This is a genomic window from Yinghuangia sp. ASG 101 (assembly GCF_021165735.1).
Taxonomy (GTDB): Bacteria; Actinomycetota; Actinomycetes; order Streptomycetales; family Streptomycetaceae; genus Yinghuangia.
This window is the reverse complement of the sequence record NZ_CP088911.1, coordinates 7,500,807-7,520,589: the sequence shown is the minus strand read 5'-3', so window position 1 is coordinate 7,520,589 and position 19,783 is coordinate 7,500,807. Positions and strand designations below refer to the sequence as shown.

The following is a 19,783-nucleotide window of genomic DNA, read 5'->3' as shown; positions in this document are numbered from 1 at the left end:
AGAATGCATGCGAATCCCTGGCTGTCCGGGGCGCCGAGCGAACCGACGGCCGCGCAGGTCGGCGTCCCGCCGCGCCGGCTTCGTCCCACTACGCCGCTGCGCTCCGGGCTCGCCCGGTCCGACAGCGACGGCCTGCCCACGCGGCGCGTCGCGGCACACGTGCCCGCGCCTCGGTGGTGGTGGGTCGGCTGCCACGGCGGAGCGGGTGTGTCCACACTCGACGCGGCACTCGCGGGCGGAGCGGATGCCGGGGGTGCGTGGCCCGCGGATGCCGGGCCGACCCGGCACCGGGTCGTCCTGGTGGCCCGCACCCACCTGCACGGGCTGCGGGCGGCGCAATCCGCCGTCCTCCAATGGGCTTCGGGTGCGGCGCCGAACCGGGTCGTGCTTCTGGGCCTGGCCGTGGTCGCGGACGCACCCGGGAAACTCCCGCCCCGGCTACTCGACTTCCTCACACTGGTCTCGGGCGGCGTCCCCCGTGTGTGGACGGTCCCGTGGATGGAGTCGGTGCGCCTGGGGCACGGCCCGCCGCCCCACGAGACGTGCCCGCCCCTGGCCAATATGGCCGCCGACCTGTCCCGGGTCGTACCGGACACCGACTCGGGAGGACGGCCGTGAACCTCCGTACGAAAGCCCGTCATCCGCTGGGGCGTTCGGCCGGCACGCGCGAGGCGCCTCCATCCCTTTCGGATCCCGTGAAGGTCACCGCGCATACCGCGTGCCGGCTTCCGGGGCTCGCGTCGACCGTGGCACTGTCCGAGGCCCGCGACGCCTACAACCGGCCGTTCGCCTTCGTCACCGATCCGAGGACGCGCTTTCACACGGTTGTCCTCGAATGCGGTCCGACCATGGATACGACCAATGCCCCGATGGACAACGGCAGTTGGTTCGACGTCTGCGAGCGCTGGCTCACCGGGCAGCCGGCGGGGGCGGTCGGGGCGGCACTCGTCACCGAGGCTCTGGCGGACACCCCGGCGCGGCTGCGGACGAAGATCGCTCTCACCTATGCGGCCACCGCGGGCGGCACACAACCGCGGCGGACGGACCCGCAGTCGGCCGCCACCCTGGGTGCGCGCCTCCCCGGTCTGTGCGCGTCACTACAGGAAGCGGGGGTGGCGGCGGTTCCGTTGACCGCACGCGAACTCACGGTCGCGGCGCGCGTCGCGTACGACCCGAGTGTGGCCGCTCTGCTCGACCGCAACGACCCGTCCGTGGGACCCAAATGGCCCGACGTGACTCCGCTTTCCAGCCGCGACCTCTGGGACCATTTTCGCCACGACGGTGCGTGTTCGGTCAGCTGGGTGGCCTCCCGGTCGCCACGCGACGACATGTCACCGGGATTGGGCACACCCTTGCTGGCGTTGCCGGGGCAGATCGCCGCCCAACGGCTGACGTTCCTGTACCGGTCCGCGAACCGGCAGCGGCGGAGCGGAGAGGACAACCTTGCTCCCTTCGCGGCCGTGGCCACGGCAACGGTCCGCCACGTCGACGATCTTCCGCGAGCCGCGGTGGCGAAGGAGGGCCTTGCCGCCGCCGTCCGGGTGCGGCTGCGGCGCGCTTACGGCGCCCAGGCCGGGACGTTCGCGACCGGGCTGCCCCTGGGCGTCACGTCCGCGGACGGGATCAAACCGCCTCAGGTCATTCGCGCCACCGGGTGACGGGTCGCCACGAGCGTCCGGCGGTCGGGCTCTAGCGGCCGGATATCGGAAGGGAAGGCCTACATCGTGGAGTCACATGAGCACGACGCCTCATTCGACGAGCGAGAGCCGGAACCGGAGCCGGAACTGGCGTTCCGGTCGGTCGACGAGTTCGTCACCGACTACCTGGCGCAGGTGGTCCGCCGCCGGCTCAACCGCAGTGTGGCCGTGTGGTGCCCGTCCTGGTGGCGACACCCGGAGGCGCTGGTACGCCTCGCGGCGCTGTGGCGGGCCTTCGAATCGCTTCGGCTGGACAACGACTTCGGCATCTCGTTGTGGTGGCTGAACCACGCGGACCCCCACCTCGCCGCGCTCATGGATCCGGAGCGGGGGCCGTTCGCGGCGTGCGATCCCCGCAACGGCCACAACGATTCGGCACTCGAACCGCTCCCGTTGGTACCGCCTCCGCCCGAACTGCTGCACATCCCTGCCTTCAGCCTGGACGCGGCGCTACGGGAACAGATGGAGGCGTCCTCCCGCCCACCGGCCTCGTCGTCACCGCTCTCAGGCGTCGTCGACGACGGCTTCGACCTGCCATCCGGCCCGGATCGAAGCACGTGACAGCGTGATGAACTGGAAGTACGTGACCGGTTCTCCGCGCCAGCCGTCGCGGCCGACCGGAGTGAGCCGGACGGTGACCTTCCGATACACCGTCAGCAGCGTGTCGGCCAATTCCTGATCGTCGGGCGAGACTTCGGCCTCGGCCGTGGTGAAGGCCCGGTGCTCCCACCACTCCAGCCATTCGCGTCCCGGACCCGACCGAGGTCGCGCCGCCGCGAACGTGGCCAGCAACTGCGGGGTGAGGAACGGCGCCGCGCGCAGGGACGCGTCGTACCAGGATGTGTCGATGACGGTGTCCGAGCTGCCCATCCACACCGCAGCCGCGACGGCGACCGCCGAGGCGTCGCTCCGGTCGACGGCATCCGGATCCGGTACCGGACCGGCGGGCTTTCCGGGCCGACCGGTGGGGAGCGGGGCGGCGACCGATCCGCTTTCGGCGTCCGACGTCGGGGGAGCATCCTCGGCGGAGGTCTGCGTGGTTGCCGGGGGGCGATCGGGCACAGCGTCCCCGGACGATGCGGGGGTGCCGCAGGCCGCACACAGTGCCGCGGCCACCACGGCCGCCGTACCGACGCGGCCGGCACGGGTGGCCCAAGCGGCAGGCGCGGCACGACTGGCACACCATGGGAACCTCACCCATACCTCCGGGCTTCCATGCGGCGGCCATCGTACGAACTCAGTTCGACCTTGCGGATGTCACGGCCCGTGCGCGGCGCCTCGATGATCATCTTCTTGCCGTTCACCGTCCCCGCGTAGATCACCACGTGGCCCGGATCCCGACTTTCCGGATGCTCTTTCGGCCACACGAAAATGATGTCCCCCGGCTTGATCTTGTCCATCGGCACCGATGTGCCCGTCTTGTCGTTCAGCTGGTACCACGTCTGATGCGGCAGCACGGCATTGGGCGTGACACCGAAGCGCTTCCGCGCCTGATAGACCGCGTACAGCACCAGGCCCGAGCAGTCGAAGCCGCCTTTCCCGGGAAGGGGAGGGCCGATGTCCCCTGGTCTGACCACGGGACATCCCGAAGGCCGCGGATCCGAAGCCCTCCTGACCCCGGGGCAACGCGGTGTCGGCCCGTCCTTGTCCCCGCCGGCCCACAGATACGGGAGGTTCCGGGTCGTCCACTTCTCCGCCTGGGCGACCACCTCGGCGCCGAACGACGAAGGGGCCCGGGCATCCGACGGCTCCTCGGCGGCGATCAGCGCGGCGAGTTCGTCCGCGGTCCGGGTGATCCGGCTGACGTAGTTGATCGTCTCGCGGTAATTGGGTATGCCGCCGGCGCGGACGACCGCGGCGGGGCCGGCGTTATAACCGGCGAGCATGTTCTTCACCGGATCGCCGGGCACCTTGCGCGTGTTTTTCGCCACCGCGCAGTCGTAGGCAACCATGGACGGGATGGCGTCCTGAGGGTCGTTGTAGTCCTTCCTGCCGTCACCATTGCCGTCGACACCGTGCGCGGCCCAGGTCGCGGGCATGAACTGGGCTATCCCGCGGGCACCCGCCGGGCTCTGGATCGTCGGGTTGTAGCCGGACTCGTGATAGATCTGCGAGGCGATCACGGCCGAAGTCACCTCGGGGCAGCCGAGTTTGCCGTGCGTGGCCTCCACGATCAGCGGGACGGCGTCTTTCGCGTCCTGCTTCCGGTCACCCGAGGCGAGCTTCAGAATTCCTTTGGAGAGACCGGCCATCTCGGCGATCTTGCCGACGACATAGTCTTTCACGGAGTCCTTGATCTTGTTCTCCAACTCGGTGACCACGACGACGACCATGCCCGAAACGGCCATCATCGCGAGCACCACCGTGACCGCCATGACCTGCCCCAACCTCATGCGCATGCAGGCCCCTTACGAGTTCTCCCTCGACGCGTGTCATTTCGCCGGAGCCTTTTCCGGGCCCATCGTCCTGCGCTGTCCGAGTTCCCGCCGAATATCCTCACCCAGCGTGTGTGACCCTCCGAATTCACGGCTGGCCGCTTTGAAAGCTGCGGGGAACGTGGCCTTGAAGAGGGGCCGCACCGTTCCCTCGACGAAATCCATGATTGTCTGTTCCACGGAGCTCCCTTCTCCACCGCACAGAGCCTGTCAAAGCGTCATTTCCCGGCCATGCCGGTGATGACGACCGCGACGCTGGAGACCGTCCCGATCAGAAAGACCGCGACGCACACCCACACGACCTTCACCGCACGCGCCGACACGTCCTTTCCGCCGCGCCGCGCCAGGGCGAGCTGAGCCCCGGTCACCATCAGCGCCACCAACGACACACACAACGCGCCAAAAACCCCATAACCCAGGAGATCCCGCATCTCCTGAATCACGTCATCATCGACCCCAATACCCGATGCCGACTCGGACTTGTCCTTGCCACAGTCATCACCGCCACACCCCGGCAACCCGTTTCCCGGATCACCGGCGAATTTCTGACGGAACTCCGGGTGGTCCGACATGCACTTGGCACGCGTCGACGCCGCAAGCTCGTCCGGCACGGGAATAGCCAGACACGGATTGTTTCCGATTGGATTCACACACTGGTCGGCCACCTCTTTCGGCAGTGTTGTGCACGGATCCTCCAGATTCGACAGATCCGAATCCCCGTGGCGTCCATCGAGCCAGGAGTCCATACGCTTGCCGACGCACTGCTCCTGATAGAGCTGCTTTCCTCTCGGGCTGTCCTTGTCGACATTCCACTCCCCCATGTCCCATTTGTTGGCACAGTCGGTCCCGATACCTCCGTTTGTCCAGTGTGGATTCTTTTTCTCATCGGGCTCCTTCCAATGGAGGACGTTTCCCGTTGCGGCTTTGTCGTTGTTGACGTGCCTCTCGCCGTTCTTCCCAACGGCACCGCCCTCGGGAACTTCCCAGCAGTAGAAATTGAACTTGTAGCCATAAATGTCATCGGGTACGTACACACAACTGGGTTCGTCAGGCCAATCCGCGAACGCCGCGGACGCACCCGTCAACAACAGCACCCACGTGATCACCACAACCCCGACCACGCGGGCGACACGCCTCATCGGGCCCACCGTCGGTTCGTGTCGTTGATCGACAACTCCGCCTGGGTCAGTTCGATGTGCACCGGGATGCCCGGGCGCCCGCCGACTTTGACCATGAAGTTGCCCAGGCCCGGCGGTTCCGCGCGGCGCTCGGGTCCCGTGTCCCACGCGGGAGGGGTGGACCAGTCGACGATCATCTCCTGTTCCGCGGCGGTCATCCCCACCACCTGGGTGAGTTCGGGCATTTCGGCGGCAGGAAGGCCGCCGCAGATGACCATGCCGGCACGTTCGACGAACCCCTTGGCCTTCATGCGGTCTTCCTCGGAAGGCAGTGCCACCAGGTCGGACATGGTGTGCGTGATCATCGCCGTGCCGACACCCCGTTGCCGGTTCAACCGGGTGAGTGCGTCCACCCGGTCCACCAGGCCCCGGCCCGCGCGCAGGACGCGCCACAACTCATCCATGATCACGAAGTAGTGGCGTTGCGGCTCCAGTCCGGCGTCGGTGAGCGCCTGGCTCACCGCCAGCGCGCCGAAGCCGTACGACCAACAGGCCAACAACGCGGCGGCCTGCATGTGCATTTCCGAGTCGTCGATGCTGGAGATGTCGAAGCAGACGGGTCGGTCGCGGCGCATGGGATCCGTGGTCGGACGCGAGAACATGTCGCCGAGCCGCCCCTCTCCGAGCAGGGCGATCAGCGACGCCTCCAGGCTTTCGCAGACGTCCCGGTACCGTTCCAGGTCCCCGCGGTCGAGTGCGACCGCACGGATCGCCGGGTGCGCGTCCCTGATCACCCGCAGCAGGTCGGCCATGACCGGAGCAGGTCCGGCGTGGTGGTGGTCGTCGAGCACCTTGAGGGCGATGTTGACAATGGTCTCCTCGCGGTCGGTGACCGGGCTGCCGCGCACGATGGTCAGCAGCGAGCAGACCGCGTTCAGCCGTCGCCCGTGCGAGTCGGCCATCAGCGCCTTGCGCGCGTCACCGGTCAGGCGTGCGGCGGCGTCGGAGGCCTCGCCCGGGTCGAGGACGTTGAGGTTGCCGCGCCCGCGTCCGAGGCTGATCACGTGCCCGCCCAGGGCACGGATGAGGTCGACGTAGTCCGGTTTGAGGTCTCCGAAGACGAGGGGGGAGACGCCGTATCCGGCAAGTCCCAGCGCCTGGCGGCGTACCACGGTGGATTTCCCCAGGCCGGGTTTGCCCAGGACGAATTCGCTGGGATTGAGGATGAGGTTGGCCCTGCTGAACCAACTGATCGGATCGCAGCACAAAGTGGCCCCGTTGGTCAGCGTCCGGCCGAGCGGTACGCCGGTGACGGGTGTCCCCGATCCCGCTCCGAACGGCCACAGCCCGCAGACCTGCACGGTGGTGCCGCGCCATTCCGGCGCCGCCTCGACGTGGGTGAACTCCCCGCGCCCCCAACCCGTCCATCCGCGCGGGCCGGGTCCCGACGACTTGTGATCGGTCTTCTCAGCGGGCGGTGTTCGCCTGCCGAACAAGCGACCCCGACCTCGGCGTTCGCCGACGGAGGATTCAACCGGCTTGGCGGGCGCAGCGGTTCGCGACTCGAATCGCAACGCCGTCCGGGATTTGGGGGCCATGTCTCACCTTTCCTTATGGTTCGTCGGCACCGTGGCGCTACATGGCGTCGCGGATCGGCTGGGGCGTACGCAGGTGCTTCGTCATCACCAGTCCGACCGGCAACGCGGCGGCGAACGCGGCGGCTTGGGCCCCGTAGACGCGCCGCAGGGTGATCCGTCCCGCCGCGGCGAGGTTCTCCACGGTCGCGGCGGCGAGCTTCAGGTCGCCGGGGTCGAGGACCGTGGCGGTCAGGAACATCCCGAAGCGCACCAGCCCCGCGCCCATGGCCTCTTCCCGCGCGGCCTGTGCCGTCGACTGGAGGTCCACCGAGTCACGGGCCTGGACGATGCTGGTCTGCTGAGCCTTGAACAGCGCGTCTTTGCGGTCGCGTTCGACCAGCCGGGCGGCGGAGCCCGCGTCGTGCGGCCGGTAGACCAGAGTGAGGCGCTTGCGCGCGAGGTCCGGGTGGGGCTGGGCGAGCGGCGCGAGAACCGTGGAGAACACCTCGCCGCGAGGAGCCTGCGTCATCGTCCACGTGATCGAGCAGCCGCTGTCGTGCCGGTAGTGGTCCCACGCCTCCTGGGTGGCGACCGGTCCGGCTTCGTGCCAGTCCAGGTCGGCGACGCCGAGCGAGTGGGCCTCGTCGAGTTCCATGACGGCCTGGGGGTCGTACGCCGCGCGAACCGCCCGGGTCAGGTCGTCGCGGGTCATGGGCACCGCCGGCCCGGCACCGGTCATCGAGAGGCGTCGGGCGATTCCCGGCAGCCGGTTGCCGATCTCCTCCGCCGTCTCCCGCGGGCCGCGGCGGGAACGCACGCCGTCGGCCGCCCCGCTGTAGGTGAGGACGACACGGGTGGTGATCTCCGCGGACCCCACGGAGTAGTGGTCCACGATGTCCGCCAAGACCCCGAGGGCGAGGTCGGGCGCGTCCTCCACCAGATTGTCGATGACCTCGTTGCGCAGCCGCTCTCCGGTGTCGGGCGCGGTCTCGATGGTGACGGACACCCCGACCAGGCCTGGCTCGTACGCCAGGGTCGCCAGCCACTGCCCCCAATGCGCGACCCAGGTGTCCACTTGGTCGGCGTCGACCAGCGACGCGCCGTCCGCGTTGCACGCGAGGACCACCGAATAGTGTTCGGCCGTGGGCAACTGCACCAGGGCGAACGGCCTGCCGTAGGCGTCGTTTTCCTCGCTGATCACCGCCCCGGCCAGCAACCCGGGCGGGGCGTACGCCGCGGTGGGCAGCCGCCCCAGCGGGCCGCACCGGTAGAGGTGCGTGCCCTGGAGCACCCCGGTGAACCACGCCCACCGCGTCCCGACCCATTGCAGTCCGTTGCGGCCGTGGCGGTCGCGCATCGTCAGCGGGACGAGGGGGATGGCGATGAGGACCACCGCGACCAGGGCCAGCGCCGTGGAGATCATCATCGCGAGGATGACCACGGCCAGGCCACCCATCAGCGTGACCGTGCCGGCGAGACCGAGCCGGCCGATGCCCGGCAAGGCGGGCTTGCGCCAGTTCCCATAGGTCCGGACGGAGGAGGACAAGGAATCTCCTTACCAGGACTCGGTGTCTCTGCGGTCACTGCCGCCGGGCCCGTCGGTGGGCCGGGGTTCGGCGCCCCGGTTCGAGGCGTCAGGCGCCGCCCCCCGCCCGCGCGGCGGCGGACTGCCGGGCGTGTCGGGACCGGTCGGTTCCGGCGCGGCAGGGGCCGGCGGGGGGACGGCGGCGGCCCCGGGGGCCAGCGGGCCCCCGGTGTCCTCGCCGGTTCCCCCCGGGATAGGCATCCGCCCTGTATCGGAGTCGACGTCGGCGTCGCGGGCCACGCCCGGGCGCGTCGACGGGGCGTGGGGGGCTTCCCCCACCGCGTGCGGAATCGGCGGAGAGCCCGTGCTCGGGGCTTCGGCGGACGCCCCGACGGAGGCGGCACCCAGCGCCTTCCCCCGTTGGACACGGGCCGCCATCGCAGCCAGGTTGTGCCGGTCGGCCGCGGCCTGGTCACCGACGCGCAGCGCGTCTGCGCGGTCTGCGAGAGCGTTGGCCTCCCGGGCGCGCAGGGCGCCGGGGGACATGGCCGCGAGACCCTTCGATGCCTCCGCCCACCGCGCCTCGGCCACGGTATCCACGCGCGAGCGTGTCGCCTCGGCGTTGGCGAGAACCCTGTTCCTGCGTCGCTCGCGCAGGTCGTCGGCGCGGGACCGGACCGCGGCTCCCAAGGACTCGGCGCGGCCCCGGTCACGCGAAGGCCGGTCACCGACCGTCGCCGCGCCCCCGGCAAGGCCCCCGGTGCCACCGCGTCCGCCGCCGCTCCTGCCTTCTCCGCCGCCTGCCAGCCCGGCCGCGAGGCCCGCTACCGCACCGCCCACCCCGGCCCCGCCCTTGACCACTGCGCCGAGGGCTTTCGCGCCCAGGATCGCCGAGCCCGCGGCGACCGCGTTCGATCCGGCGGCGCCGCCCAGGAAGCCCTGGACCTCCGAACGCACGGACGCGACGGTGATCGTGCCGAACGCCAGGATCGCGATGCCGCGGTAGGGCGCGGCCCCGCCGCCCGCCTCGGACGCACGCGCGTACTCCTGCACCGAGAGCACGAACACGACGTCCATCGCCGCCGGGGCGAGCACCCACGTGATGGTCTTGGCGATGTGCTGGCCGAACGCCCGGGATCCGTTGCCGCCCAGCATGCCGCCGGCCGCCATCAGCGGCATGGTCGCCACCAGGTACAGGACGATGAACGCTGCGTACATCTTGTACAGCCACTGCGCGATGGCGGCGCCGAAGACACACAGTCCGGCCATGATCCCGACGAAGAGATGGTCGCCGCTGTCGGCCCCTTTGAGCAGGTTTCCCAGCGCGGTCCGCATCGAGGACCGGGAGTCCCCGGAGTCGCCGCCGAGGCCCCGGAGCACGTACCAGCGGGCGAAATCCTGGCAGAACCTGCTCAACAGGTCCACGACGACAATGCTCGATGTGCTGACCGCCACGAAGACCGCGGACGCGACGACCATGTCCTTGAGAGGTCTGCCGTCACGGCGCATGGCGAGGCGGACGGCTCCCGCGATCAGTGCGACGACCACGACGAAAGCCACGACGGGCAGCAGGTTGTCGCGGGCGAACGCGATGCCGCCGTCGTCGGCGGATCCGCTGATGTTCGGGCCCTTTTCCTCGATCCCCCATTCGGCGACAACGCTCACCGCGTCGAAGACCAGTGCCTCGATCTGTTCGAAGGGGTTGCTGCTGTCCTTCTTGTCGCCGACGTCGTAGATCCCGCTGTCGCGCTTGCCGCCCGGCTTGTCGCCCGGCTTGGCACAGAAGCCGGCCGGTTCGCCCCAGCCGTCGCAATCCTCGTGCTCCGGTTGGCCCTTGCTCTTGCCGCACTGGGCGTTGACCACGGGTGAACCGTCGGTGCACTTGTCGTCCATGGGCAGCACCCGACTCGCGCCGGGGGCCTGGCCCGGGGCCGCCGGGCCGGCCGCGTGTGCCTGGCCGGCCCCGGCGAGCAGCGCGGCGGCGAGAAGGAGCAGTACGGCCATCAGACGCGCGAGCATGGCCTTCCGGGGTTGGGCCTCGGTTACCACGTCCCGGCTCCCCACGGCGTGGCGCCGCCGACGTCGGTCTCGGCAGGTACGTCGGCGTCGGAGCCGTCGGGCCGCAGTTGGATCCGCCAGTCCCCGCCCGACCATTCGAGGGTGTAGACGGCGGACGTGAGACTGTCGCCGGCGTCCTGGTCGGCGTCCTGGTCGGCGTCCTGGTCATCGTCCTGGTCGCCGTCGTAGTCGTCCTCCGAGGCACCGCCGTCCGGCGAACCGCCGTCGCGGATCAGGCGGATGACCGCCCGTTCGGGTGCGTATGAGTCGACGTGGTAGCCGGCGACCTGCGCCAGGGACTCGGGCGGCGGATCGCTCGCCACGCCGGCGATCCGCTCACGTGCGGCGCGCTGCTGGATCACCGCGTCGCGCATCGGCCCCGGAGTGAGGCAACGGTCCGCGACCAGGGGCCAATCCGCGGCCAGGAAATAGCGGGCGCTGATCTGGACGGCGGCGAGCAGTGCCCCGGTCGGGGTGTGCGCGAAGCAGCGCTGCACCTCTTCCTCGGCGAGGGCGGGGCCCGCACTCGGCGACGAGGGGACCAGCAGCCCGTGGAACACGCTCCAGCTGACGTCCTGAGGCGGTTGCGCGGGCACCCGTTGGTCGGACGCGTCGAGTACCGGGCAGGGTTCAGCGGGTGCGGGGGCCGGGAGCGAGATGGGCACCGGGGAACTGGTCTCCGAGTCGCTGTTGTTCACCGCTTCATCGGCGCCACCGCGCGCTGTGTCCTCGTCCGACCGTGTGGCGGTCACGGGCCCGGTTTTCCCGGGCGAAGAGTCCGGGGGCCCGAGGACGGCGACCGCCACAGCGCCGATGACGAGCAGAACGAACGCGCCCACGGACACGGTGGTGCGGCGCCGCACGACCGGGGCCGCGTCCGCGCCCTCGGGTCCGGGCCGGCGGGCCCGGGGGGACATCATGCCTGTCTCCGTCGCATCGGTGCCCGCCTCAGCTGTGGCCGAAGCCCACGAACAAGGTGACCAGCGTGTTCGCGGTCGCGATGATCACCGCGCCGCCGAAAACGACGCCCAGACGTCCGGCGGCCTGCACACCCTTGCCGCTGGCCCATCCCCACACGACGACCACGCCGACGCCGACCACCGCCACGAAGACCGCGACCCACGCCCCGATCTGGACGTAGGCCATGAACGACTCGATCCCGCTCCTGAGGTCAGTGGGCAGCTTCACCTGCGAGGTGGGCTTCAGCGGCTCGTGCGGATCGTGGCACTCCCCGGCTTCGCCGCCGCTGCAGAGCGGTTTGGAATCGTCCGCCGGCAGCGCGGCGAGCGCCCGATAGGCCAGGAGTTGGAGCTGATTCAGCATGGGAAGCTCCCGTGCATGCCAAGGGAATGTGGAATTCCATCGCGCGGCTCCACACCACTCAGGGGGGCCACGATGGTTCAAGGAATTTATCAGAAGCTTGAAGTATCAGATACTTGCACTCTCGCTTTTTGGCTACTTCACGCTGGGCACGGGATCGAATCGCTTGGTCGACGCCCGGATCTCGGCCGCGAACGGCCCCTCCCACCACGGTGCCGTGCGCACCAACGTCGCCGGCGTACCGGAAAGTTGCACGAAAGCGCGCCCGCGCGGCAGCGCCACCAAGTCCGGGACATCCAACACCGGCTCGGGCCGAGAACCCACGTTGAACGACTCGGGGAACAGCCGCGTCGCCTTGTGCGAGACGCTCGTCGTCTCGGGCTCGAACACACCGGAGGCCGCGGACAGGCCGGACAAGAAGTCCGTGTCGAGCACACCGCCGCCGTAGACCCGGACGTTCGCCGCGCCCCACAGCTTCTTCATGCCGTCGGAGCCCCAGGCGGACACCCCCTGCGCCCACGACTGCAGGATCGTCATCATCACCACACCGCGCGACCCGAAGTGCGAGTACTTGTCCGGGAGGGCCTTCCACGGGCAGACGTTCGCGGCCTCGTCGAGGACGAACAGCATCGGCAGCGGCAGCCGTCCGCCCGGCGAGGCGATGCCCAGGTTCTCGGCCTCCTCGGCGAGCGCCGCGGTGAAGGCCAGCACCAGCGGCGCCGCCATCTTGTTCGTCTCCTCCGACAGCAGGTAGAGCGTCTGATCCGAACTCCTGACGAACTCCCGGTAGTCGAAGGCGAGACGGGTCGTATCGGACCCCGGAGTCACCCACTGCGTCACGGTCGGTGCGATCAGGAACGACATCATCTCCGCGGCCGTCCCATACACGCCCGCACGCTGCCGGTCGGGCGCGCTGACCACGTTGCCCACGGCGTCGGCGGAGAGTTCGTGCCCGGCCCTGCGCAGAATCCGCACAGGGTCCTCATCGGTGGGATTGGTCAGCCAGCGGTACACGGTGGTGACGGGCTGGCCGATGAGCGAGCAGGCAAGCAGGAGGTTGGCGATCAACTGCTCGGCCGCGGGCTCGAAATAACCGTCGCTCTGGGTGTGCGGCATGCGGTTGATCGCGGCGAAACGCCCCGCCAATTTGACCGCGCGCACGATGCTGTCGCCCACGTACGACAGCGGATCCCAGTACCACGACGCCGGTTCCCCGGCCTGCTGCTGCGGGTCGAACACCCACACCCGTCCCCGCCGTTCCCTGGTGAGCCGAGTGGCGTCGACGATGTCGCGCTTGTTGGATGTCACGACCACCGCTCCCGGCGCGGCGCAGATGTTCGGGATGGCCCGGGTGGCCGTCTTTCCGGTGCGCGGGCCCCAGATGTCGACGTGCATGTCCTCCCACGAGCCGTACAGCGGGCGCCCCCCGCGCACCGTGTTCCCGATCAGGACGCCGGGAGCCGCGGCGTCCGGCACCCCGAGCCGCCGCGCGATCCCGCGGGCGCCGGCCTCGGTGACATGTTCGAGGTCGTGCGGCTGCGCCAAGTACGGCAGGGCGCGGTCGACTTTGACCTTGGCACGCTGCCACCGGCCGACAACCACGACGATCCCGAAGAGGGCCGCCAGCAGCACGCAGGCGACCCCGATCGTGGCGACGGTCGCGGACGTTCCGGGCCACCGGTAGCGGCCCGCCGCCAACTCGACGAGCATCGCCGGCGGGAACCGCGCGGGCCGACGCCCGGAACTCCCGGCCCCGAGAGTCGCGCCGAGCCACACGACGGAGAGCAGCACCAGCGGCACGAGAACGACCGCCAGCACCACGTACATCTCTCGGAACGGATCGCGGCCCCGCCGCTTCGTGGTCGCACTCACGGTCAATCAGATACTATAAGTATCGGCGTAGTGTCCAGAGACAGTCCTCGGCGCGGACTGCCGACACCCGGAGGTCGGGTGGCCCGGGCGACGGGCGGTCCTCACCGGCGGGCGAAGTCGGGGCGGGGGCGCGACCGCGCGGCCTCCCTTGTGCGCCACGTCAGCGCGTGTCCCCCTCGGCCGAGAGCCAAGGTGCGAGCGTAGCCGCCCGTCCGCGTCCGCCGATCGGGATCCGCGAGCGACACGGCCCCGCCGCGGTGAAACCCTCGCCGACGCAACCGAGTTCCCGAGGCGGTGCGGCCCAGGTCCGGGCCGGGGATCGCAGCGGCTCCGCGCCTCCGTCGAACGTCGGCCGGTGGAGCGCCCACACCGTCGCCCTTGTGCTGCTTCTCCGACAGACGGCCCCGGGTATCGGGCAACCCGTCGGATGCGTGGGCGCCCTTGTGAACAGAGCGGTCGAAATCCCAGACACATCGAGATCCGTAACGCGATTGCGATCCGCCTGGTGTCACACAGGCAGTTGTTTCTGAACGCATTGGAGTAGATTGGTACCGACCGCGCGGTATCCGGATTCTGGCGTGGTGCAGCGAGAAACCATTCGGGAGCGGGTGTGATTGCCAAGACGCGTGGGCGCAAGCCGGACCCCGAGGTCGACGCGGCCATTCGAGCGGCGGTCGACACGTTGATCGCGGAAAAGGGCCTCGACGTCACCTACGACCAGGTGGCCGCGTACGCGCGCGTCGGGCGAGCGAGCGTCTTCCGCCGCTACCCCACCAAACGCGACATGCTGCTCGATGCCATCGAACGCACCGGCGGCGCCCGCCTCCCCGCACCGGACACCGGGAGTCTCCGCGGCGACCTGGTCACTCTGATCGCGGGAATGACCGAGGTGTACGGCGCCATGCCGATGAGCGGCATCTCCCGCAACCTGTTTGCCGAGGCCCCCAACGACCCGCAGATCCTGTTCATCCTCCGGGAACTCAACGCGCGCCGGCAGGAGGTGGTCGACGTGATTCTCGACCAGGCCGTCAGACGCGGCGAAATCGGCGTGGGCGCACCGCGGAAGGCCATCGGCGACCTGATTGCCGGCTACTTCGTCGGCTTGCTCACCGCACGCCAGGATCTGCCGGGAACCGCCGAGATCGACCGGCTCGCCGGGCTCCTCGCCGACGGACTGGGTGTGCGGACGTCAACCGGCGTGGCCGCGAGGAACTGAAAGCCCCAAGGCCCGCCTGTCGGTGCCCGTTCGATCACGCGGGTGGTCGCGTCCCTGGGCATCCGAGTACCGCATACCGCTCGGATGCGACCGGGCACCCCGTCGTTCCACAGGCGACGGCGCGAACCATCTCGCGGCGGCGCGCGGCGCCTTCACCGTCGCCTTGGGAACGCCATTGTGACGCGGCGCATATCGGGCGTGACGCCCCTCCGGCGGCGGGCAGCCATCCTGCCACCGGAACGCGCGGTCGAGACTGATCGCCGTCGCCGGACTCCGTCCCGAACCGGCCGCGCCCGCCTCGCCGGCCGCGGCGGCGTACAGTGGGTCGCCTTGCGCGCTGTTGCCGCAATTGCCGGGTGTCCGCCGCCTGCGCGAATCGGTCATCCATGGTTCGCGATCCGCATATATGATACTGTGGATATCTATGTAGGACTCGAGACCGACTCGAACTCCGGAACGGACGCCGTCCTCACCTGGTCGTGTTCGGTGGCGTTTCGAGCCCGTCGGCAGGATTCCCCTCCCTTCCGGCGGGCACGACGCGCCGATGTCCCGCGTCTTCGGCGCAGGTGGCCGAGCCGGTCGCACCAGGTGGAACAACCAGGGTTCCGCGTATCGCAGCGGAGCGTCCGGTGGGGCCCTCCAGTTCTCCGTGCGGACCTGCGAGGCACTGACAGAGCCACACAGGCAAGAGCCGGTTCCTCGCCCGACAGCGCGCGACCGCGTCCACGCCGCCACGGCACCACCGCCATGGCGCGGGCAACGTGCCCCCGCAACCCGTCCCTCTGTTGTGGAAGCAGGCCATGGAGAACCACACTTCGGCACTGATCATCGGGGCCGGCCCGGTGGGACTGAGCGCGGCGCTGGAACTGGGGCGGCGCGGGGTGCCGTGCACGGTGGTGGAGCGCCACCGCCGGCTCGGCCGCCGTTCACGTGTGGCCGGCGTCAACAAGTGGACGATGGAGCTGTTCCACTACTGGGGCATCGGCGACGAGATCCACCGTGCCGCGCTGCCGTTCGGCGCCACGGGCCCGGTGACGTGGAAGCGCACCCTGGCGGGCGAGACTCTCGGCCCCATCCGACGGGACGCGAGCCGTCCCGAGACCTGGTCTCCGACCGTGGCCAGGGCCGGCGACATCATGTTCTGCCCATCCGACGCCGTCGAGTCGGCACTCCTGGCGGCTGTGCGGCGCTGCCCGTCCGTCGACATCCACTTCTCCACCCGACTGCGCGGCTTCGAGAACACCGAGGAAGGCGTCACGGCGGAACTGACGTACGGCAACGGCGAACCGGGCCTGGTGCGGGCGGACTACCTTCTCGCGTGCGACGGAATCAACAGCGGCGTACGGAAGATGCTCGGCATCCCGCTCGACGGCATGCGGATGGACATGGATCTGGTCGCCATCGACTTCGAGGCCGACCTGCGCACGTGGACCGGGGAACGCCCGTGCGTGGCGTACTGGATCATCAACAGCGTCTCCTGCGGGTGCCTCGTCCCCCGCCTCGAAGGCCCGCGGTGGATCTACACCGCGTTCCGCCGCCCCGACGCCGCCGTGGCGACCGAGGAGTGGTGCGAGGACGTCGTACGCGCGGCCACCGGCGTACCCACGCTGCCGCTGCGGATCACGGACGCCCAGCCGCGGAGCATGACGATCGAAGTCGTGAGCCAGTTCCGGAGCCGAAGAGTGTTCCTGGCGGGAGACGCGGCGCATCGCTTCCTTCCGATGCTGGGCCCGGGCATCAACCTCGGCGTCCACGATGCCTACGACTTCGCCTGGAAAGCCGCGGCCGTATGGGAGCGCTGGGCCGACCCCACGCTGCTGGACACCTACGAGCCCCAACGCGCAGCCGCCGCCAAACGCACGTCCGAGCACACCGCCGAGTTCCTGCGGCTCATGGCCGAGACCGGCATCAGCGCCGACGTCTACGACTTCGCGACAGCGCTGGAGGAAGACGGCGAGGACGCCGCGGCCCTGCGCGAGATGGTCCGAGACGCCGCACGGAAACTCGAAGGCCACTGGGCCACCTGAACCGGTCCCCACTCCGGCACGCGCGCCACGCGATCTCCCCGCTGGGGGGCACCGACCACGCCGACCACAACTCGGCACAGGTGCGATGCCCCGCCGGCTCACCTGATGCCCCGGATCGAGCCTCCTCACGAAACGGCGGGCCCCTGCCGTCACCGGTCCCGGCCGCGGCCCGGACCGCGCATGTCCAGCCCTCTGCCGTCCGCCGGTGACGTCCGCGGTGTCACCCGGCCGCACACCTCGGAGCGCAGACCGTCGGAAGGCGCGCGTGGCAGCGGCTCGGCCGGGTCGGTCCGGGGGCTCGCGATGTGGTGTGCCGGGGAAAAGCCCACGGACAAGGCGTCGGACGCGAGGAGGGCATACGAGGCGTTGGCGACTGGGCCCTCGCCGGGCGAGCCGGATGCCCGGCTCTCTCCCGGACGGTCGCCCTCGGACGGGCCCAAGTCCGCTTGGGCCCGGTGGAATCGAGTGTTCTTGTCGTATGCGCGGGAGGCCGGGGCAACGGCCGACTTGGCGGCCGTCCGCGCTTCGGTCCGACGGCGGGTGAGATCGCGCAGGCACGCGGCGTAGCCGGGCGCCGCCGCGATCACCTCGGTGCGTTTGCCGTACTTGCGGTCGTCCGGAACCACCGCCCGCACCAGAGCCGCGGCGTCGGCGCCCTTCCGCGTGAGTCGCGCCTTGGCCGACGCGTACAGCTCCACCTTGTTTTTGGCGGCATGCGCGCCGAGTTCGTCGGACACCGCCCGCTCGTTGACGGCGGCGAGTTCCGCCGGGACAGGCCGCTTGTCCGGGATCACGCTGTTGTGGAACCACCGCAGACACGCGCGGTCGCCGAGAAGGAGGTTGGGAAGGAGAAAGTAGCCGCCGTTCGCGATGTGGGCGTCGAATTCCTCGACGTGGGCGAGCTCGTGGTCCGTGACTTCCGCGACGCGTACCCTCAGCCAGTCCGCTGCCCCGGGCAGGCCGACGGCAGAGCGGCTGATGACGATGTCGCCTCCCTGGTTGGTGACAGCGACCACGACCTTTCCGGGTTCCCCGGAGTTCGGGACGAAGCCCACTTTGATCGACCGGAGCAAGGTGTTCTCGGGGTGCAGACGCGACCAGTGGACGGCGCTGACCGCGATGTCCTTCGCGTACCACTCCTCGCACCCCGCCAGGTCCACCACGATGTCCCGGCCGAGGGTCTCGCGCAGACTCGTGGCCAGGCGAAGCTGCACCGCCTCCGGGGATCCGGCCTCCGCGATCGCCAGGTAGTGCGGATCATCCGGAGCCAACCCGGGTGCCCTCACCAACGCTGTTCCCTCGTGGGGCGGCGGACGGCGGGCATGTGCCGGATCCTACCCACCGTCCCGCTGCAGGACTCCCGGCCCGCGTACCGGCGGATCCCACATCGGCCACCGCCCGAACTCGCCCATTTCCACCACGAATTGCGCCACGCCTGATACACCCATACCCAAGTCTGCCCCTGATCGCCGCCCACGCGACGCGCTTGGTCCGCCCGGACACCTCCGGGCTCGGCAACCGCGCTGCCAACGCCGGTCGCAGGTCTCGCATTCACGGTTGCGGGCGCAGCAGGTGTTCCGCGGCGAGTTGGACGGCTTCGCGTTGGGTGCGCCCGTGGAGGTCCGCGGCGATGAAGTGGCGGCCGATCGCGAGCGTGAACATCAGGACGCTGCGTGCCTCGACCTCGTCGGGGTCGGTGATCAAGGCGCCGAACATCCTTCGCAGGAAGTCCAGGCGCTCGTTGTCGACGCGTCGCAGCCGCCGGGCGACGGACTCGTCGGTTCGTGCCCAGGCCCGCACCGCGAGGTCGATGGGGTGGGGGTCTTCCGAGAAGGTGAGTCGGCCGGCACGTCGGATTCGGTCCGCGGCGTCGCCGCCCTCGGCGTCGACCCGCGCGATGACCTCCGTGGTGTAGCGGCGTTCCCACTCGTCGAGCATTTCCGTGAGCAGCGCGGCACGGCCGTCGAAGTAGCCGTAGAACCCGCCTTTGCTCACGCCGAGTTTCGCGGCAAGAGTCTCGACGCGGACCGCGTCGGGTCCGCCCTCGGCGAGGGCTTCGAGGCCCGCTTCGATCCAACGGGCACGTGGCGTGCGGGGCGTGGCGGGAATCCGGCCACCTCCTTTGATCGCGTCCGTTGTATACGCTACCGTATAAACGAAGCATACGGTGCCGTATAAACGAGGGGTGAAACCGTGGGACGACTCACCGAGACCGCCCATACCGGGCAGCCGTGGCGGATCCACGAACTGACCCGCGACTTCCGGATCGAGGACGTGTGGTCGTTCCGTACTCCCGGAGCCGGGCCCGACGAGTTCCCGGCGATGCTCGAGGCGATGCGGACCACCGGCGGACTCGCGAAGCAACCTCGGCCGGTGAAGCTCCTGTTCGCCGTCCGGTGGAAGCTCGGCGCGCTCCTGGGCTGGGACAAACCGTCGGCGGGAGTCGGTCGCCGCGTCGCCTCGCTCCGCGAACGCTTGCCCGACGATCTGCGCGACGCTCCCCCGGGCCCGGACGACGACGGCATGCCCCTCAAAGCGCTCTACGAGCTGGATACGGAAGCCGCGCGCGAGATGGCGAACAAGACCGTCCACACGGTGATGCACCTCGGCTGGGTCCGCGGAGCGCACGGCGACCACGAGCTGCGCATGGCCGTCCTCGTCAAACCCAACGGATTGTTCGGACGGCTCTACATGGCCGCCATCGCGCCTTTCCGATACCTGATCGTGTATCCGGCGCTGACCCGCCGATGGGAACAAGCCTGGCGCGAGCACGCTCACAAGACCTCGCATGCGGCCCGGGCGAGTTCCCCGTAGCGGGCCAGGGCCGCGGCTGACCTACCGCGGTCACCGGGGACCCCGGCCGTTCCGGCACCACGCGATCCAACCGCTGCCACACGCCCGCACTCCTCCACGCGGTGCGACACCCCGACGGTGGTGC

The 19,783-nt window shown here is 69.9% G+C and carries 18 protein-coding genes; 6 read left to right on the top strand and 12 right to left on the bottom strand.

Annotation, left to right across the window (positions count from 1 at the left end):
- Nucleotides 1-3 precede the first annotated feature (3 nt).
- The 3 genes from LO772_RS32140 to LO772_RS32130 all read left to right on the top strand — a co-directional run bounded on the left by LO772_RS32140 (nucleotide 4) and on the right by LO772_RS32130 (nucleotide 2,258).
- Nucleotides 4-618, top strand: a complete 615-nt coding sequence (locus tag LO772_RS32140) for a DUF6668 family protein (RefSeq protein WP_231775548.1) — start codon at nucleotides 4-6, stop codon at nucleotides 616-618.
- A gap of 230 nt (nucleotides 619-848) precedes the next feature.
- A complete protein-coding gene (locus tag LO772_RS32135) occupies nucleotides 849-1,658 on the top strand; it encodes an SCO6880 family protein (RefSeq protein WP_231775547.1) in 810 nt (269 codons plus the stop codon).
- 66 nt (nucleotides 1,659-1,724) lie between these two features.
- Nucleotides 1,725-2,258 (top strand): DUF4913 domain-containing protein, encoded by a 534-nt coding sequence (locus LO772_RS32130; protein WP_231775546.1) that lies wholly within the window; start codon nucleotides 1,725-1,727, stop codon nucleotides 2,256-2,258.
- Here LO772_RS32130 and LO772_RS32125 read toward each other — a convergent pair.
- From LO772_RS32125 to LO772_RS32080, 10 genes are all read right to left on the bottom strand, one after another.
- Nucleotides 2,202-2,759 (bottom strand): hypothetical protein, encoded by a 558-nt coding sequence (locus LO772_RS32125; protein ID WP_231775545.1) that lies wholly within the window; start codon nucleotides 2,757-2,759, stop codon nucleotides 2,202-2,204. The two genes, LO772_RS32130 and LO772_RS32125, sit on opposite strands and share 57 nt — an antisense overlap.
- Before the next feature lie 131 nt (nucleotides 2,760-2,890).
- A complete protein-coding gene (locus LO772_RS32120) occupies nucleotides 2,891-4,072 on the bottom strand; it encodes a C40 family peptidase (RefSeq protein ID WP_231775544.1) in 1,182 nt (393 codons plus the stop codon).
- Between the two features lie 57 nt (nucleotides 4,073-4,129).
- Nucleotides 4,130-4,312, bottom strand: coding sequence for a hypothetical protein (locus LO772_RS32115; protein WP_231775543.1), 183 nt, complete (start codon nucleotides 4,310-4,312; stop codon nucleotides 4,130-4,132).
- A 38-nt stretch (nucleotides 4,313-4,350) separates the two neighbouring features.
- Nucleotides 4,351-5,271: a hypothetical protein gene (locus tag LO772_RS32110; protein ID WP_231775542.1), complete on the bottom strand. Its 921-nt coding sequence runs from the start codon at nucleotides 5,269-5,271 to the stop codon at nucleotides 4,351-4,353.
- Entirely contained in the window at nucleotides 5,268-6,746 is a 1,479-nt protein-coding gene (locus LO772_RS32105) for an ATP/GTP-binding protein (protein ID WP_231775541.1), read from the bottom strand. The genes LO772_RS32110 and LO772_RS32105 overlap by 4 nt, the downstream gene beginning before the upstream one ends.
- A gap of 139 nt (nucleotides 6,747-6,885) precedes the next feature.
- Nucleotides 6,886-8,373 carry an SCO6880 family protein gene (locus LO772_RS32100; protein ID WP_231775540.1) on the bottom strand — a complete coding sequence of 496 codons (1,488 nt, stop codon included), beginning with the start codon at nucleotides 8,371-8,373 and terminating at the stop codon, nucleotides 6,886-6,888.
- Nucleotides 8,374-8,382: 9 nt separating this feature from the next.
- Complete coding sequence (locus LO772_RS32095; RefSeq protein WP_231775539.1) at nucleotides 8,383-10,371, bottom strand: hypothetical protein; 1,989 nt, start codon at nucleotides 10,369-10,371, stop codon at nucleotides 8,383-8,385.
- Nucleotides 10,372-10,394: 23 nt separating this feature from the next.
- Nucleotides 10,395-11,330, bottom strand: coding sequence for a hypothetical protein (locus LO772_RS32090; protein WP_231775538.1), 936 nt, complete (start codon nucleotides 11,328-11,330; stop codon nucleotides 10,395-10,397).
- A 28-nt stretch (nucleotides 11,331-11,358) separates the two neighbouring features.
- Nucleotides 11,359-11,733: a hypothetical protein gene (locus tag LO772_RS32085; protein WP_231775537.1), complete on the bottom strand. Its 375-nt coding sequence runs from the start codon at nucleotides 11,731-11,733 to the stop codon at nucleotides 11,359-11,361.
- Between the two features lie 132 nt (nucleotides 11,734-11,865).
- Nucleotides 11,866-13,602, bottom strand: a complete 1,737-nt coding sequence (locus LO772_RS32080) for a type IV secretory system conjugative DNA transfer family protein (protein WP_231775536.1) — start codon at nucleotides 13,600-13,602, stop codon at nucleotides 11,866-11,868.
- A gap of 610 nt (nucleotides 13,603-14,212) precedes the next feature.
- Between LO772_RS32080 and LO772_RS32075 the strand changes: the two genes are divergently transcribed.
- Nucleotides 14,213-14,818, top strand: coding sequence for a TetR-like C-terminal domain-containing protein (locus LO772_RS32075; RefSeq protein WP_231775535.1), 606 nt, complete (start codon nucleotides 14,213-14,215; stop codon nucleotides 14,816-14,818).
- A gap of 800 nt (nucleotides 14,819-15,618) precedes the next feature.
- Entirely contained in the window at nucleotides 15,619-16,845 is a 1,227-nt protein-coding gene (locus LO772_RS32070; protein WP_231775534.1) for an FAD-dependent oxidoreductase, read from the top strand.
- A gap of 149 nt (nucleotides 16,846-16,994) precedes the next feature.
- Here LO772_RS32070 and LO772_RS32065 read toward each other — a convergent pair whose 3' ends face one another.
- Both LO772_RS32065 and LO772_RS32060 read right to left on the bottom strand, forming a co-directional pair.
- Nucleotides 16,995-18,131: a hypothetical protein gene (locus LO772_RS32065; protein ID WP_231775533.1), complete on the bottom strand. Its 1,137-nt coding sequence runs from the start codon at nucleotides 18,129-18,131 to the stop codon at nucleotides 16,995-16,997.
- Nucleotides 18,132-18,396: 265 nt separating this feature from the next.
- The gene (locus tag LO772_RS32060) at nucleotides 18,397-18,918 is read right to left on the bottom strand and encodes a TetR/AcrR family transcriptional regulator (RefSeq protein ID WP_231779793.1); all 522 of its coding nucleotides are present in this window, start codon (nucleotides 18,916-18,918) and stop codon (nucleotides 18,397-18,399) included.
- A gap of 120 nt (nucleotides 18,919-19,038) precedes the next feature.
- On the opposite strand from LO772_RS32060, the gene LO772_RS32055 reads away from it, so the two are divergent.
- On the top strand, nucleotides 19,039-19,659 hold the full coding sequence (locus LO772_RS32055) for a DUF2867 domain-containing protein (RefSeq protein WP_231775532.1): 621 nt from the start codon (nucleotides 19,039-19,041) through the stop codon (nucleotides 19,657-19,659).
- Nucleotides 19,660-19,783 lie beyond the last annotated feature (124 nt).